Annotated in this window: 11 protein-coding genes and 1 pseudogene; 7 read left to right on the top strand and 5 right to left on the bottom strand. The window is 44.6% G+C overall.

The window, feature by feature from the left end:
- Positions 1–140 precede the first annotated feature (140 nt).
- A complete protein-coding gene (gene ppc / locus VCA1004_RS00995) occupies positions 141–2771 on the top strand; it encodes a phosphoenolpyruvate carboxylase (RefSeq protein ID WP_086982003.1) in 2631 nt (876 codons plus the stop codon).
- A 225-nt stretch (positions 2772–2996) separates the two neighbouring features.
- Here ppc and metF read toward each other — a convergent pair whose 3' ends face one another.
- From metF to VCA1004_RS00980, 3 genes are all read right to left on the bottom strand, one after another.
- Positions 2997–3884, bottom strand: coding sequence for a methylenetetrahydrofolate reductase (metF, locus tag VCA1004_RS00990; protein WP_086982002.1), 888 nt, complete (start codon positions 3882–3884; stop codon positions 2997–2999).
- Positions 3885–4175: 291 nt separating this feature from the next.
- Positions 4176–6590 (bottom strand): bifunctional aspartate kinase/homoserine dehydrogenase II, encoded by a 2415-nt coding sequence (locus tag VCA1004_RS00985; protein WP_086982001.1) that lies wholly within the window; start codon positions 6588–6590, stop codon positions 4176–4178.
- On the bottom strand, positions 6591–7757 hold the full coding sequence (locus tag VCA1004_RS00980; protein WP_086982000.1) for an O-succinylhomoserine (thiol)-lyase: 1167 nt from the start codon (positions 7755–7757) through the stop codon (positions 6591–6593).
- 315 nt (positions 7758–8072) lie between these two features.
- Between VCA1004_RS00980 and metJ the strand changes: the two genes are divergently transcribed.
- Positions 8073–8390 (top strand): met regulon transcriptional regulator MetJ, encoded by a 318-nt coding sequence (metJ, locus tag VCA1004_RS00975; RefSeq protein ID WP_086981999.1) that lies wholly within the window; start codon positions 8073–8075, stop codon positions 8388–8390.
- 156 nt (positions 8391–8546) lie between these two features.
- On the opposite strand, the gene VCA1004_RS00970 is transcribed toward metJ, so the two are convergent.
- Together VCA1004_RS00970 and rpmE are read right to left on the bottom strand one after the other, a co-directional pair.
- Positions 8547–9806 carry a malic enzyme-like NAD(P)-binding protein gene (locus VCA1004_RS00970; RefSeq protein ID WP_086981998.1) on the bottom strand — a complete coding sequence of 420 codons (1260 nt, stop codon included), beginning with the start codon at positions 9804–9806 and terminating at the stop codon, positions 8547–8549.
- 159 nt (positions 9807–9965) lie between these two features.
- Positions 9966–10184: a 50S ribosomal protein L31 gene (gene rpmE / locus VCA1004_RS00965; protein WP_086981997.1), complete on the bottom strand. Its 219-nt coding sequence runs from the start codon at positions 10182–10184 to the stop codon at positions 9966–9968.
- Between the two features lie 268 nt (positions 10185–10452).
- Here rpmE and priA point away from each other — a divergent pair, with 268 nt between their 5' ends.
- From priA to hslV, 5 genes and pseudogenes are all read left to right on the top strand, one after another.
- Positions 10453–12654 carry a primosomal protein N' gene (gene priA, locus VCA1004_RS00960; protein ID WP_086981996.1) on the top strand — a complete coding sequence of 734 codons (2202 nt, stop codon included), beginning with the start codon at positions 10453–10455 and terminating at the stop codon, positions 12652–12654.
- A gap of 419 nt (positions 12655–13073) precedes the next feature.
- Complete coding sequence (locus VCA1004_RS15265; protein WP_179949571.1) at positions 13074–13595, top strand: LacI family DNA-binding transcriptional regulator; 522 nt, start codon at positions 13074–13076, stop codon at positions 13593–13595.
- Positions 13529–14326, top strand: a pseudogene (gene cytR / locus VCA1004_RS00950) (DNA-binding transcriptional regulator CytR); the annotation flags it as partial. The gene VCA1004_RS15265 and the pseudogene cytR, both read left to right, overlap by 67 nt.
- Before the next feature lie 186 nt (positions 14327–14512).
- Positions 14513–15094 carry an SPOR domain-containing protein gene (locus VCA1004_RS00945; protein WP_086981995.1) on the top strand — a complete coding sequence of 194 codons (582 nt, stop codon included), beginning with the start codon at positions 14513–14515 and terminating at the stop codon, positions 15092–15094.
- Positions 15095–15542: 448 nt separating this feature from the next.
- On the top strand, positions 15543–16061 hold the full coding sequence (gene hslV / locus VCA1004_RS00935) for an ATP-dependent protease subunit HslV (RefSeq protein ID WP_086981994.1): 519 nt from the start codon (positions 15543–15545) through the stop codon (positions 16059–16061).
- Positions 16062–16176: the final 115 nt, after the last annotated feature.

Below are 16176 nucleotides of genomic sequence, written 5' to 3'. Positions count from 1 at the left end.
GCCATAACTGATTTACGTCAAGAATATCGGTATTATTTTTTCACTATGGCGGCAAATATTTGACTCAGTGCAAATATTTTCGCTAGATTGTAGTGGTTAAAAATTAAATGGATGTAATTAAATTACAAGGTGAAACGACAATGAATGAAAAATATGCCGCTTTAAAGAGCAACGTACGCATGCTCGGTGACTTACTCGGCGCAACCATTCAAGAAGCGCATGGTGACGCGATTCTTGGGAAAGTCGAAACCATTCGAAAACTTTCCAAATCCGCTCGTGCAGGTAACCAAGAAGCAAGGGAAAGCTTAGTTGAAGAAATCAAAAATCTTCCCGATGACCAACTGACTCCCGTTGCCCATGCTTTTAGCCAATTCTTGAACTTAACCAATATCGCTGAACAATTTCATACTATTTCTCGCCATTGCGAAGAATACATTTGTGAACCTGACGCCATTGAATCCTTATTCAACAAATTAGCCTCCAATAACATCAGCCAAGATGCTGCAGCGCAAGCCATCAAAGAATTGAACATTGAACTGGTATTAACCGCGCACCCAACTGAAATTGCTCGTCGCACCATGATCAATAAATTGGTCAAAATCAACAAATGCCTCGCGCTTTTAGAACACAGTGATTTATCTCGTCGTGAACGCCTAAAAACCGAACGTCGTTTAGAAGGTCTGATTGCTCAGGCTTGGCATTCCGATGTCATTCGTCAGCAACGCCCAACTCCATTAGATGAAGCTAAATGGGGCTTTGCGGTTGTCGAAAACTCACTTTGGCAAGCCGTGCCTGAATTCCTACGTGAATTTAATGGCCGAGTTAAAGAATTCACTGGTGAATCGTTACCGATTGATGCTCGTCCGGTACATTTCTCATCCTGGATGGGGGGAGACCGCGACGGTAACCCAAATGTGACTCATCCAATCACCGCAGAAGTGCTCCTACTCTCTCGCTGGAAAGCAGCTGATTTATACTTCACAGACATTCAAGATCTGATTACTGAGTTATCAATGACCGCCTGTAATCATAAAGTGCGTGAATTGTCAGGTGAAGAGCACGAACCTTATCGCGCCATTCTCAAGCGCTTACGTACTTTATTAAATAATACCTGTACCGTCCTTGATGCACGTATTAATGGTAAAGAAGTCCCAAGTTTGCCGATTTTAGAACGAGTTGAGCAGTTATGGGACCCATTACTGGCCTGTTACCAATCACTGCATGAATGCGGTATGAGCATCATTGCCGAAGGTTCTTTGTTGGATACTCTGCGTCGCGTTAATGCGTTCGGTATTCACTTAGTACGCCTTGATATTCGCCAAGAAAGCACTCGTCATGCCGATGTTATTACCGAAATGACACGCTTTTTAGAAATTGGCGATTATGATCAATGGCCTGAAGAAGAAAAGGTGGCCTTTTTAATCAAAGAGCTGAGCTCAAAACGCCCGCTTCTTCCTCGTAATTGGGAGCCGTCACCGGAAGTGCAAGAAGTGCTTGATACTTGCCGCGTCATGGCAGAGCATCCGCGTGAAGCCTTCGGTGCTTATGTAATTTCCATGGCACGTACCGCTTCTGATGTCCTAGCGGTGCACCTTATCTTGCAAGAGTGTGGCTGCAAATTCCGTATGGATGTCTGCCCATTATTCGAAACTTTGGATGACTTAAATCGCTCTGAAGAAGTCATGAAACAACTGTTCTCATTAGATTGGTATCGTAATTTCATCAACAACCATCAAATGGTAATGATTGGCTATTCAGACTCGGCGAAAGATGCTGGTGTCATGGCCGCAGGTTGGGCACAGTACGATGCGATGGATAAACTGGTTAAAGTGTCTGATGCCGAAGGGATTGATTTAACCCTCTTCCACGGTCGCGGTGGTACAGTTGGCCGTGGTGGTGCACCTGCACACGCTGCACTCTTATCTCAACCGCCTCGCAGCTTAAAAGGTGGCCTACGTGTGACCGAGCAAGGTGAGATGATTCGCTTTAAACTTGGTTTACCCGACGTCGCCGTAAATAGCTTTAATTTGTACGCCGCTGCGATTTTAGAAGCCAACTTATTGCCACCACCAGAGCCGAAAAAAGAATGGCGTGAATTGATGCAAACCATTTCGGATGTCTCATGTGATGCTTACCGTGGCGTAGTTCGTGGTGAGCCTGATTTCGTGCCTTATTTCCGCGCGGCCACCCCTGAGATGGAATTGGGCAAATTACCTTTAGGTTCTCGCCCTTCTAAACGTAACCCGAATGGTGGCGTAGAAAGCTTACGTGCAATTCCATGGATCTTCTCTTGGAGCCAAAACCGCTTAGTCTTACCGGCTTGGCTTGGCGCAGGTGAAGCAATTCAACATGTTGTAAATCAAGGCCATCAACCTATGCTAGAAGAAATGTGTCGTGAATGGCCATTCTTCTCAACCCGCTTAGGTATGCTAGAAATGGTGTACTCAAAATGTAATATCGATATCTCTCGTTACTACGATCATCGCCTAACCGACGAATCTTTGTGGCCACTGGGCGAGCGCCTCCGTGAACAACTGCAAAAAGACATCGTAACGGTTCTGAATGTCGAAAATAACGAGAACTTAATGCAAAGTGATCCGTGGGGATTAGAATCAATTCGCCTACGTAACATCTACGTTGAGCCATTGAACATGCTACAAGCCGAATTACTTTATCGTACTCGTCAAACTGACAACCCTTCTTCAGAGTTGGAAGAAGCATTGATGCTAACGATTGCAGGTATTGCGGCAGGTATGCGTAACACCGCTTAAGTTATCGCACACCTCAATCACAAACCGCGCAGCGTCATCATGCTCTGCGCGGTTTTTTATTATCGCTTCCTGTTGATTCGCAAAAAGCCAATCACTAAAAACCAATCAGAAAAAAACAATCAAAAAAAACTAATCAGCAAAAAATTGTCGGCAAACAAAAAGGCCGATGAAAAATCATTCATCGGCCTTGCATCGTGCAGTTATTAACCTCACGATATAAAAGAATTAACGAGGGCGAACTCCCAAAGTATGACAAAGAGCGTACGTCATCTCTGAACGGTTTAGAGTATAGAAGTGGAAATCTTTCACCCCTTCACGGCTGAGTGTGCGAACCATATCAATGGCTTGGCTTGCCCCGACCATCTGACGTGTCACTGGGTCGTCATCCAAACCTTCATATTGTTTCGCCATCCAGCTTGGAATACGCACATTGGTCATATCAGCAAAACGCTTTGCTTGCTTGTAGTTCGATACCGGTAAAATGCCGGGAATAATTTCAACTTCAATGCCAGCGGTCACGCAGCGGTCACGGAAGCGAAGATAACTTTCGACATCAAAAAAGAATTGCGTAATCGCTCGGTTTGCCCCGGCATCGACTTTACGTTTTAAATTGATTAAATCCGCTTGGGCATTTTTGGCTTCAGGATGCACTTCAGGGTAAGCGGCGACAGAAATATCAAAGTCAGCCACTCCTTTTAACAGCGCCACCAAATCGGCGGCGTACATGTCTGGCTTGCCACCACCGGGAGGTAAATCGCCTCGTAATGCAACGATATCGCGAATACCATTATTCCAATAATCTTGTGCAATCTCTTTTAACTCATCACGTGAAGCATCAATACAGGTTAAATGAGGCGCCGCAATCAGGCCCGTTTGATCTTTAATTTCTTTAATAATGGAGTGAGTACGGTCGCGTTCACCAGAGTTTGCTCCATAAGTCACAGAGACAAATTTAGGTTGCAAGGTTTTTAAACGATGAATGGAATTCCATAAGGTTTCTTCCATCTTCTCACTGCTCGGTGGGAAAAACTCAAAAGAAACATTAATTTTGCCAGCAAGATCAGCCACATTGTGGTTTAGTGCATCGATATGCCCTGCGTGTGAATAACTCATGTTCAACTCCCTGTGGCACTGCCACTCACTAAAATCACTTACCTAAAATTATAAAATACGGCCGGAGCTTCCTCGTCCGACTAATTCCCGCCTTGGCTCAACCCTTGACTTATCTGGTTGTCGCTCACTTTCATTTAGACGTCTATATGTCTACAGAATGTATTGAATAGGATCTAATGTCAATCTTATAAACATGAATTTTCTTCATGATAATGTTGAGTTGCTCTCAAATACAACAATGCCACTCAGTTACCACAGAAGGGTAAGCAGAGTGGCATCAATTGATTGGCGTTATATCAAGTTAGAGAGGCGATTTAAATCCGATTGTAAGGCACCGGCGGTGACAGCTCGCCCTGCCCCCGGCCCCTTAATCACTAATGGATTATCTTTGTACCATTTACTTTCGATAGCAAAAACATTATCACACGGTAATAAGTTCGCTAACGCATGTTCAGGTGACAAGGCCTCAACGCCAACCGTGGCTTTGCCGTCACGAGATAATCGTGCGATATAGCGCAACACTTTATCTTGCTTCTGTGCTTTAGCTAAACGCTCTGACAATAGCTCATTGAGTACTTTGCCTTTATCAAAAAAATCATCGATCGATAAATCTTTTAATTCTTCTGGCACTAACGTTTCTACCTTGACGTTTTCCGGCTCTATTTCTAATCCCGATTCTCGCGCCACGATCACTAATTTACGCATCACATCAGAACCATCCAAATCCGAACGAGGATCCGGTTCGGTTAACCCTTGCTGCCACGCTAGATCGACCAGCTCAAGAAAAGGAATGCTGCCATCAAATTGTTGGAATAGCCAAGATAGAGTACCTGAGAAAATACCAGAAACAGCCGTGATTTGATCGCCACTATTACGTAAGTCACGAATCGCGTAGTTGACTGGCAACCCAGCCCCAACTGTGGCGTTATACAACCAATGACGGCCAGTTTTTTCAAAGGCATTCATGATGCGTAGATAATCTTGAGTGGAGGCTGAGCCAGCCACTTTATTGGCACAGATTAAATGCATCCCTAGCTCTGCAATCTGTTCATATTGGCCTGCTAACTCTTCACTGGCCGTCACATCCATAACCACCACTTCATGGTAATCACTTTGATGCGCTAGTGTCTGTAACCAAGTTTTGCCATCATTTGCTACGGCTTCATCGCTAAAACGAGTCAATGCTTGAGTCGGATCGATGCCTTTTAAATCCAGCCAATAAGTTTGACTATCGACCACCGCCACTAAATCAAAACTCATGCCGCGACGCTTTTCCAGTTCTGATTTTTGCTCGGCAAAGAGTTCCAACCAACTAGAGCCGATATTACCTTTACCACACAAAGCAATGGCGATACGTTTTTGTGCTTGGAATAATTGGCTATGAATGCCGACCACCAGCTTAGCGACATCGGTTTTGCGTAAAATCGCTACCAAGCTTAAGCCGGATTCAGATTCGCACATAAATTCAACTGGGGCATTTTTAAGCTGCTGATAAAATCCATAACAATGATTAGGATTATTAGAAACGCCTGCGCCAACTGCCGCGACCATGGAGTAGCCTTCCAGCAATTTGATTTCAGCGCCAACGGCTGTGTCTTGCAGATAACTTAACGCTCCTGCGGCAATTTCTGCCGTATAGGCCAACGACACACTGCCTTGGTCTGGCTGAGATAAGGTTGCCAAGGGCTGCAATTGAGCTCGAGTTAAGGTGCGCAATAATTCAGATTCTAGGCGCTCAAAATCATGTCCTGAACCAAAATTAACTTGGACGAGTAAGACTTCATCAAGTGAAGTAATGATTTTCGCACCACGCCCAGAAGCTAATACGCGCTCGATGCGTGTCGAGCCAGACTCAGGTTGATAACTACAACGTAAGCTTAAATCCATGGCACTTTGTGCAACCGGCTGCAATGTACGGCTATGCAACACTGGGGCGGCTAATCGTGCCAATTCACTGGCTTCATCTAAGCGTAATAATGGCAATAAGCAAGCATCACTGACTTTACGTGGATCGGCGCTGTACACTCCGGCCACATCACTCCAAATAGTGACGCGTTTTGCTTCCGCTAGTGCACCAATCACAGTGGCCGAATAATCGGAACCATTACGCCCAAGTAAGACCGTTTCGCCCACTTCATTACGCGCCATAAAACCCGTAATCACTAGGCGACGCTTACTACCATGTTGCGCCAAAATTTCTTTTAATAATGGTAAAGAACGGCCGCGGTCGACTTCAGGCTGTGCGCCTCGCTCTGCACGTAAAAAATCACGAGAATCCAGTTGTGCCGCTTCCATATCTAAATGGCATAATAACGCCGCTAATAAACGAGATGACCAGACTTCACCATGACCTAAAATACTCGCACGCATAACGTCATTGATCGGACCATGAATATCACTTAATGCGGTAAATTCTGCGACCAATAAGTCCAACAAAGGCTGAGCTTTTTCTTCTGGTAATAGTTCTTCCACCAAGCCAATTTGAAACTGGCGTAATTGCTGTAAAACTTCATGTGCAATACGACCATCTTTTTCTAACGCACTGATCCAATCGATCAAACGGTTAGTAGTACTGCCTGCCGCAGAGACGACGATAATATCGGCTGGAGATGAATATTCTTTTAAAATGTTGGCGACTCGTTTGTAGCACTCTGGGTTGGCCAAACTACTACCACCAAATTTGTGTAACTGACGAGCAGATGTCATTTACGCTACCTCTTGTGCTTTTTTGAAAGCTTGCTCTAAATCAGCGATTAAATCCTGACTGTCCTCTAATCCAACAGAAACACGCAATAATAGCGGCGAAATCCCCGCTTCTGCTTGTGCTTCATCTGACATAGCTCGATGAGTCATTGATGCAGGGTGACACATTAAGCTTTCTACTCCACCTAACGACTCCGCTAGAGAAAATAGTTGTAACTGACCCACGAAGGTCTTGAGTTGTTCCATGCTGCCATTGATTTCAAAACTGAGCATGGAGCCGAAACCACTTTGCTGAGCTTTGGCGATATCATGCCCAGGATGCTGCGGTAAACTCGGATGGTAAATCGTCCCTACTAAAGGCTGTTGTTGAAGATAAGCCAGTAAAGTTTGGGCGCTTTCTTCATGAACACGCATCCGGGCTGGCAAGGTTCTCAGGCCACGAAGCGTCATATAACTATCAAACGGTGTGCCCGTTGCCCCAATGCAATTTCCCCACCAGGCTAATGTTTCAGCATGCTCGGCTTCTTTTGCAATGATGACGCCACCAATCACATCGGAATGACCATTAATGTACTTGGTGGTCGAATGCACCACAAAGTCTGCCCCTAAGGTTAACGGTTTTTGGTACACCGGTGTCAAGAAGGTGTTATCTACGGCCACTAATGCGCCCACTTGCTTGGCTTTTGCGCAAGCTTGTGCGATATCCACCACTCGCACTAAAGGATTGGAAGGGGTTTCTAATAAGATTAACTTCGGCTTGTTAGCGAGCGCCGCATCAAATTCCGCTTGATTGGATTGATCAACAAACTGAACCTTAAAATCTCCTTTTTGGGCCCGAGTATTAAACAAGCGGTAAGTCCCACCATAACAATCATGGGGAGCGATGATTAAGTCATCGGGGCCGATAAAGGCCGAAACCCATAAGTTCAAAGCGGAAGTGCCACAATTAGTAATAACCGCACCAGCGCCTTGTTCTAATTCAGACAGAGCTTGTTCTAGCAAACCACGATTGGGGTTACCAGAGCGAGTATAATCATATTGAGGCACTTCACCAAAAGCAGGAAAGCCATAATTGGTCGAAAGGTAAATTGGCGGAACGACGGCATGAAATTGGCTATCAGATTCAATTCCGGTTCGAACAGCGACAGTCGCGGGCTTTCTTGAACTCATTGGTGTATTCCTTACGTTACGTGCTCAATCAATGTATATAGACACTATACTTAAATACTATTAAAGCGCTATTTTTGCCTAGGGAATTTCTTAAAATAATCATATCAATCAAGGCATAAGTCATCACTGACGATGAAGATGTCTACGATCATTTGACTCTACAGGCTCACAGTGTCTAAAGAGAGGTTAACTTTATCGCTGCCAAAGCAGGACGTCAAGACTTCTAGCCATCTAAGTGTCTTTACTTTTGGCGGTAAATGCACCTAAAATTACCCACAGCCACAAATTTTAAATAATCAATAACGAAGGTGTGTGATGGCAGATTGGAATGGTGAATACATTAGCCCGTATGCAGAGCATGGAAAAAAAAGTGAACAAGTCAAAAAAATCACTGTTTCAATTCCCTTAAAAGTACTGAAGATTTTGACCGATGAACGCACTCGCCGTCAGGTCAATAACTTACGCCACGCAACCAACAGTGAGTTGCTATGTGAAGCCTTCTTGCATGCTTATACCGGCCAACCTTTACCAACAGATGAAGATCTACGTAAAGACCGCCCTGATGATATCCCAACGGAAGTAAAACGTTTAATGACGGAAATGGGGATTGAATTCGAAAATTTTGATGATTAAAAACGTGTCTCGCATATTCGTGGCTCGTTTCTCGAATATTCTTTCTCGTTTTAATTCACCACTATAAATTTTTAGTTACTCATAATAAAAAGCCAGAACGAATCAACGTTCTGGCTTTTGCTTTTTCGAATAACGAGAAACGAAATTCGAGCTCCGTTATCGCTTATACTCTTCCGGCAACTCAATACGTGCTACGCCAGATTCAACCGCGGCACGAGCCACAGCACCCGCAACTTCAGAGAGCAAACGTGGGTCCATTGGTTTTGGAATGATGTAATCTGGGCCAAATTCTAGATGATCGACGCCAGCTGCTTTTAATACTTCCGCCGGAACCTCTTGTTTTGCTAGTTGACGAATCGCTTCAACTGCAGCCAGCTTCATTTCATCATTAATTTCACTGGCACGCACATCCAATGCTCCACGGAAAATGAATGGGAAACAAATCACATTGTTCACTTGGTTTGGATAATCGCTGCGCCCTGTTCCCATGATCAAGTCATTACGCACTTTGGTCGCGATTTCAGGTTTGATTTCAGGATCAGGGTTAGAGCAAGCAAAAACAACCGGCTTATCCGCCATCAAGGCAAGCGCTTCAGCTGGTAATAGATTTGGACCTGACACACCTAAGAATAAATCAGCACCTTCAATCACATCTTCTAAGGTACGCATATCCGTATTATTGGCAAATAATTGTTTGTATTCGTTCAAGTCATCACGACGAGTATGAATCACGCCTTTACGATCGAGCATATAAATCTTTTCACGTAAGGCGCCGCATTTGATCAAGAGCTCCATACAAGCGACCGCAGCCGCCCCAGCACCTAAGCAAACAATTTTACATTCTGATAGTTTTTTACCTTGTAACTCAATGGCATTTAACATACCTGCTGCCGTTACGATAGCGGTACCATGCTGGTCATCATGGAAAACTGGTATGTCACAACGTTCAATCAACTGACGTTCAATTTCAAAACAATCAGGAGCTTTAATATCTTCTAGATTAATACCGCCAAAAGTGTCGGCAATATTGGCAACCGTATCAATAAATTCATCAATGGTGCGATGTTTTACTTGAATATCAATTGAATCAAGATTGGCAAAACGCTTGAACAATAGCGCTTTACCTTCCATTACAGGCTTAGAGGCTAAGGGGCCTAAATTACCTAAACCTAAAATCGCCGTACCATTTGAGATCACTGCAACGGTATTGCCTTTCGCAGTGTACTTATAAGCATTATCAGGATTCAGGGCAATTTCACGAACCGGTTCTGCTACCCCTGGGCTATAAGCGAGGGCGAGGTCTTCTGCGGTATCGGCAGGCTTTGTTAAAGCAATAGCGATTTTGCCGGCGGTAGGTTGAGCGTGGTAGTTAAGTGCTCTTTGACGAAAGTCATCTTGCTGCTGATCATCTGACATTATGCTGTAGTCCTAAAATGTATACGGAGGGATAAGTGTCAATCTTAATGGATCAAATTAAAACTTGGTAGTTAATGTCGCGCATTTTAGATAAGAAAAAAGGGACGCCTAAGCATCCCTTTCCAATTCGGTCTCACACTAAAGTGTTTTAGTGATCGATTATTTTTTGCTGCTAAGTGCACCAAAACGTTTGTTGAAGCGATCAACACGGCCGCCTGTATCTACGATACGTTGCTTACCAGTGTAGAATGGGTGACATTTGTCACATACGTCTAGGTGGATTGACTCTTTGTCTAGAGTTGTGTTGAACTCAAAAGTGTTACCACAAGAGCAGTTAGCGCTAACAGCTTTGTATTCTGGGTGGATACCAGTTTTCATAGGACAAACCTTTTATTGGTCCGTATCGCTATCTGAATCATCCCCTTGTAAGAGTTACCTACAAGAGCGGTCAGACACCATACGTAGTTACTAAAAAATGATGTAGATATATACATCGTTAGAGGCGCAGTATAATAGAGAATACTCTGGTTTCGATCAACTCATTTGCTCTCTTTTTCTACAATATTTCAGTTTTATATCAATATGGGCTGTTTTATCATACCCTTCCATTGGTTTTATCACGGCAAACAGGACCCACTCTTCGCTTATGCAGCCCAATATTGCTCAAGTTGCCTTACCGGTTCCTTTAGATAAGTGCTTCGATTATCTCATCCCTAATTACCTTTTTCCGGTTATTGGCGGCCGTGTCTCTGTCCCTTTTGGGCGGCAAACTCTGGTTGGGATTGTCATTAATATAGTCGATCATTCAGACTTTCCGCGAGAGCAACTTAAACCCATCAAAGCCAGTCTCGATACCCATCCGATTTGGCCGGCGCCGCTGTATCAATTATTGCAATGGTGCAGCCAGTTTTACCAATACCCTCTTGGAGAAACCTTGGCGATGGCCTTACCGGCTTTATTAAAAAAAGGCAAAACTGCGGACTTTACCAGCTTAAAAACCTGGCACCTTACCGAAGCAGGTAAAAACAAATTAATCCAAGGATTTGGCCGTGCGCACCAACAAGAAAAAGTGGTGCGTTTGCTGGAGTCTTCCTCTTTACCTCATCAAGCAATGATCGATGAAGGCATTAGCAGTGCCACTTTAAAAGCGCTGCAGCAAAAAGGCTGGATTGAAATGAAACATACTCAACCGGCAAAAACTGTGTGGCCTAACCTGATCGAAAATGAGCAACACAAACCCCAACTCAATGCCGAGCAAGCCATTGCAGTTGCCACCATCAATCAAGCATCAGGATTTGGCTGTTATTTGATTGACGGTGTGACCGGTTCTGGTAAAACCGAAGTGTACTTAAACTTAATCAAGCCAGTCTTAGCCGCTGGCAAGCAAGCCTTGGTGTTAGTACCTGAAATTGGGTTAACCCCACAAACCATCAATCGATTTAAGCGCCGCTTTCATGTTCCCATTGAAGTGATGCACTCAGGCTTAAATGACAGCGAAAGGCTTAATGCTTGGTTGGCCGCCCGTGAACGTCAAGCCGGTATTATTATTGGAACTCGCTCATCCTTATTTACGCCATTTGCTGATCTCGGCATTATCATCGTAGATGAAGAACACGACGCCTCCTACAAACAACAAGATAGTTTACGTTATCATGCTCGTGATGTGGCGGTGATGCGTGGCCATAAAGAAAACATTCCGGTGGTGTTAGGCTCAGCAACGCCAGCGTTAGAAAGCTTACACAATGCTCAAAGTGGCAAATACCATTACCTCAGCCTAACTCAACGCGCGGGTAATGCTAGTGCAGCCAAACATCATGTCTTAGATATTAAAGGATTGTATTTAGAAGGAGGGTTATCCGCCCCTTTAATTGCACAAATGCGCCGTCACTTAAATGCTGGTAATCAGGTGATGCTCTTTTTGAATCGCCGTGGATTTTCTCCGGCACTGATGTGTCATGAATGTGGCTGGATCGCGGAATGCAAACGCTGCGATGCCTATTACACCTATCATCAAGGGAACCAAGAAATTCGTTGCCATCATTGTGGTTCACAACGCCCGGTAATTCAGCAATGCCAAGGTTGTGGCTCCACTCAACTGGTTTCGGTAGGAGTAGGAACCGAACAGTTAGAAAAACAATTAGAGATCTTGTTTCCTGAATTTAAAACCATTCGTATTGATCGGGACAGTACTCGTCGTAAAGGCAGCTTAGAAAGTGCATTAGAATCGATCCGCTCAGGTGAATATCAAATTCTGATCGGCACACAAATGCTGGCGAAAGGTCACCACTTTCCGAATGTCACCTTAGTCGGGCTCTTAGATGTCGATGGTTCTCTTTATAGCAGTGATTTTCGCGCTTCAGAACGATTAGCCCAATTATTTATTCAAGTGGCAGGACGTGCCGGTCGCGCTAGTAAACCCGGTGAAGTGCTATTGCAAACCCATCATCCCGAGCACGCACTATTACAATCTTTGCTACATAAAAATTATCAGCACTTTGCTCAAACCGCTTTAGCAGAACGCAAAATGGCTCAGTTACCTCCGTACAGCTTTTTGACCCTTTTCCGTGCAGAAGCTAACCACAATGACAATGTTGAAGCCTTCTTACGCCAGGTTCGCTATACCTTAGAGGCGCACCCTTTATTCGATGAGCAATGTTTAGTACTTGGCCCAATGCCGGCTCCTTTAGCCAAAAGAGCGGGCAAATTCCGTTGGCAATTAATGTTACAAGTAAGCACTCGTAGTCAAATGCAACGCCTATTACTGTCATCTAAAACCGCCATTCAACTTTTACCTTTAGCCAAAAAAGTTCGTTGGAACCTCGATGTTGAGCCGCAAGATTTAAGTTAGTCGTCTAACCTTGAGCTAAGTCGGCTATTATTGATAAGAATCTTCTTATTATTTTTGTCTTTAACCTTAGTTTAAACATGGGCATACCCTCTTAAATCAATAAAGCCTATAAATCAAAAACTTGCTATGTGACGCATATCACTTAAAGCATGTAGGATTTGTTAACCTAATGCTATTCAGTATCAAATTAAGGACATAAAATATCCTCATAACATAATACCTTGGCGTATTTTGGGTATAGCAGTCGTTATCGATACCATCATCCTAACTGGCTTGATGTGATTGCCCTAAATTAAGGTGAGTCCAACCGGTTCTAATTCACGGAACCTAAGCGACCACATCTTTCTTTTTTGCTTATTTCATCAATAAGCTTTTTTATTTGCCCATTTGGGTAGGAAAGTAAATAGAGAGGAATACTTATGGCGACAATGAAGGAGGTTGCCCAACTCGCTGGAGTGTCAACAGCAACGGTTTCCCGTGCGCTGATGAATCCAGAAAAAGTCTCCAGTGCAACACGTAAACGCGTGGAAGATGCCGTACTTGAATCCGGCTACGCTCCCAATTCTTTAGCTCGTAATTTAAGAAGAAATGAATCTAAAACCATCATCGTCATTGTCCCGGATATCTGTGATCCTTATTTCAGTGAAATCATTCGCGGCATTGAAGATACGGCAGCCGAGCACAATTATTTAGTCTTATTGGGCGATAGCAATCAACAACTCAAGCGTGAGAGCACTTTTGTCAATCTGGTATTCACCAAACAAGCTGATGGCATGCTGTTACTAGGGGCCGATGTACCATTCGACGTGAGTAAGCCTGAACAAAAAAACCTTCCTCCTTTGGTCATGGCCTGTGAATACGCGCCAGAATTAGATGTGATCCTTATTTCAGTGAAATCATTCGCGGCATTGAAGATACGGCAGCCGAGCACAATTATTTAGTCTTATTGGGCGATAGCAATCAACAACTCAAGCGTGAGAGCACTTTTGTCAATCTGGTATTCACCAAACAAGCTGATGGCATGCTGTTACTAGGGGCCGATGTACCATTCGACGTGAGTAAGCCTGAACAAAAAAACCTTCCTCCTTTGGTCATGGCCTGTGAATACGCGCCAGAATTAGAATTGCCTACCGTGCATATCGATAATCTGACCGCCGCTTTTGATGTGGTTAATTACTTAACTCAAATGGGTCACAAACGGATTGCCGAAATGTCGGGCCCTGTTGAAGCTCCTTTATGTCAATTTCGTCACCAAGGTTATCAGCAAGCCTTACGCCGCGCGGGTATTGATATGCACCCCACTTATCAAGCCTATGGGGATTTTACGTTAGAATCAGGGGTTATCGCAGCCAACAAACTCTTGACGCTCGCCGAACCACCTACTGCTATTTTTTGCCATAACGACTGCATGGCCATCGGGGCAATTCAACAAGCGAAAAAACTGGGCTTTAAAGTGCCGCAAGACCTCTCGATTGTAGGTTTTGATGACATTCAATTTTCACAATATTGCGATCCGCCGCTCACCACTATTGCGCAACCCCGTTATGAGATCGGTCGCCAATCGATGTTGATGTTATTAGAGACTCTCAAAGGCCGAGAAGTACGCGCAGGTTCGCGACTGCTTGAAGCTAACTTAGTGATCCGAAATAGTGCAGCGCCACCGAGACGTTAACCAAGGCGCTCAATTACGAAACCTTAAATAACAAACGCAGCATAAACTGCCGATTAACGGGTTCAAATAGCGGACGTTTTTATCCTGTTCAACGACCGCTATTCATCCCTTTAAAAATATGGTATTGCTCAAAAAACTGCTTTAACATAGAAGTCCTTTTTTATTCCATTGAGTAACAACACCGCCGTGGCAAATCGAGATTACGTAAGAAAAAATCCAACTTCTAACAAGAAAAATGGCAATAGAACCCCCAAAAGATCGGCATCGAAAAAGAAGCCTGCCTCTCGTGCTATTCCTTGGAAAGCCGCGATCATTGCCGTTATCTTGTTAGCTGGGTTAATTGCCCTCCTGTCAAAGCTCAATAACGACCCAGAACCCACGGTATTAGACAATAACACCGTCCCGATTGCCGTTCCGGAAAAATCAAAACCGGCCGAATCACTGCCACCACCACCACAAGAAAAATGGGATTACATGGAAACCTTGCCGAAACGAGAAATCGAAGTGCAAGCCAAAGAAGTGGAGATCCCTAAAATTCCATACATTATGCAATGTGGTGCTTATAAAACCCCTTCTCAAGCAGAGCAACGCAAAGCCAATATTGCTTTCCAAGGCTTGAGCAGCAAAGTGGTGAAACTAGAAGGCAGCAGTTGGTATCGCATTATTTTAGGCCCATATACCTTTAAACGAGATGCGGTGAAAGAACAACACGTATTGCAACGTGCCAAAATTGAACCTTGTATCATCATGAAAGATACGTTGCGGTAAAGCCGAGAGCCGAGAGCCGAGAGCCGAGAGCCGAGAGCCGAGAGCCGAGAGCCGAGAGCCGAGAGCCGAGAGCCGAGAGCCGAGAGCCGAGAGCCGAGAGCCGAGAGCCGAGAGCCGAGAGCCGAGAGCCGAGAGCCGAGAGCCGAGAGCCGAGAGCCGAGAGCCGAGAGCCGAGAGCCGAGAGCCGAGAGCCGAGAGCCGAGAGCCGAGAGCCGAGAGCCGAGAGCCGAGAGGATTATGTGGCGAGACTACCTAATGTCAAGCATTCTTTTCGGATCCCGAGCGCAGCGTTCTCGCATCTCGATTCTGCTTTGTGAGCAGCAAATACTTTCCTTAAAAGCTTCCTATCTTCTTAACGACTCCTCGACATTTTATTCCCCTTTCTCTTGAATTCTTTTTGTCCTAACCTCATATCAGTTAAAACAGCAGAATAACTAAGAGGTTTCTCGTGACTACGATTGTATCTGTACGCCGCAATAATAAAGTCGTCATCGCAGGTGATGGCCAAGTTTCTTTAGGCAACACCGTCATGAAAGGCAATGCCAAGAAGGTCCGCCGTTTATATAACGACAAAGTATTAGCTGGTTTTGCTGGCGGTACTGCGGATGCGTTTACGCTTTTCGAACGCTTTGAGCGCAAACTGGAAATGCATCAAGGTCACTTAACTAAGGCTGCGGTAGAGCTAGCTAAAGAATGGCGCAGCGATCGTGCCTTACGCAAGTTGGAAGCTTTATTGGCAGTAGCCGATGAAACCGCATCATTAATCATTACTGGTAATGGTGACGTAGTTCAGCCTGAACGCGATCTGATTGCGATCGGTTCTGGTGGCAACTTTGCTCAAGCGGCGGCCATCGCTCTCTTGGAAAACACCGATTTAGAAGCGCGAGACATTGCTGAAAAAGCACTGACTATCGCAGGTGATATTTGTGTCTTCACGAACCATCACCACACTATCGAAGAACTTTAATATTCATCTTTCAGTGATGTGAGCTTTGCATTTCGCTTTCAAGCCCAAGACTCATTCATCATTGACCATGCGCACAGCAACTTGCAGTGCGCACCTTGAATCAGGTAAAAGGATA

This window comes from Vibrio aphrogenes (genome assembly GCF_002157735.2).
GTDB lineage: Bacteria > Pseudomonadota > Gammaproteobacteria > Enterobacterales > Vibrionaceae > Vibrio > Vibrio aphrogenes.
Note: the sequence above shows the minus strand (reverse complement) of the source record. Positions and strands in the feature narration are given on the sequence as shown.

Excerpts from the sequence above, each read along its gene's own strand:
- ppc (WP_086982003.1), top strand. The coding sequence starts at position 141 with ATGAATGAAAAATATGCCGCTTTAAAGAGCAACGTACGCATGCTCGGT.
- metJ (WP_086981999.1), top strand. The coding sequence starts at position 8,073 with ATGGCAGATTGGAATGGTGAATACATTAGCCCGTATGCAGAGCATGGA.
- VCA1004_RS00980 (WP_086982000.1), bottom strand. The coding sequence starts at position 7,757 with ATGAGTTCAAGAAAGCCCGCGACTGTCGCTGTTCGAACCGGAATTGAA.
- metF (WP_086982002.1), bottom strand. The coding sequence starts at position 3,884 with ATGAGTTATTCACACGCAGGGCATATCGATGCACTAAACCACAATGTG.
- VCA1004_RS15265 (WP_179949571.1), top strand. The coding sequence starts at position 13,074 with ATGGCGACAATGAAGGAGGTTGCCCAACTCGCTGGAGTGTCAACAGCA.
- rpmE (WP_086981997.1), bottom strand. The coding sequence starts at position 10,184 with ATGAAAACTGGTATCCACCCAGAATACAAAGCTGTTAGCGCTAACTGC.
- VCA1004_RS00985 (WP_086982001.1), bottom strand. The coding sequence starts at position 6,590 with ATGACATCTGCTCGTCAGTTACACAAATTTGGTGGTAGTAGTTTGGCC.
- priA (WP_086981996.1), top strand. The coding sequence starts at position 10,453 with ATGCAGCCCAATATTGCTCAAGTTGCCTTACCGGTTCCTTTAGATAAG.
- VCA1004_RS00970 (WP_086981998.1), bottom strand. The coding sequence starts at position 9,806 with ATGTCAGATGATCAGCAGCAAGATGACTTTCGTCAAAGAGCACTTAAC.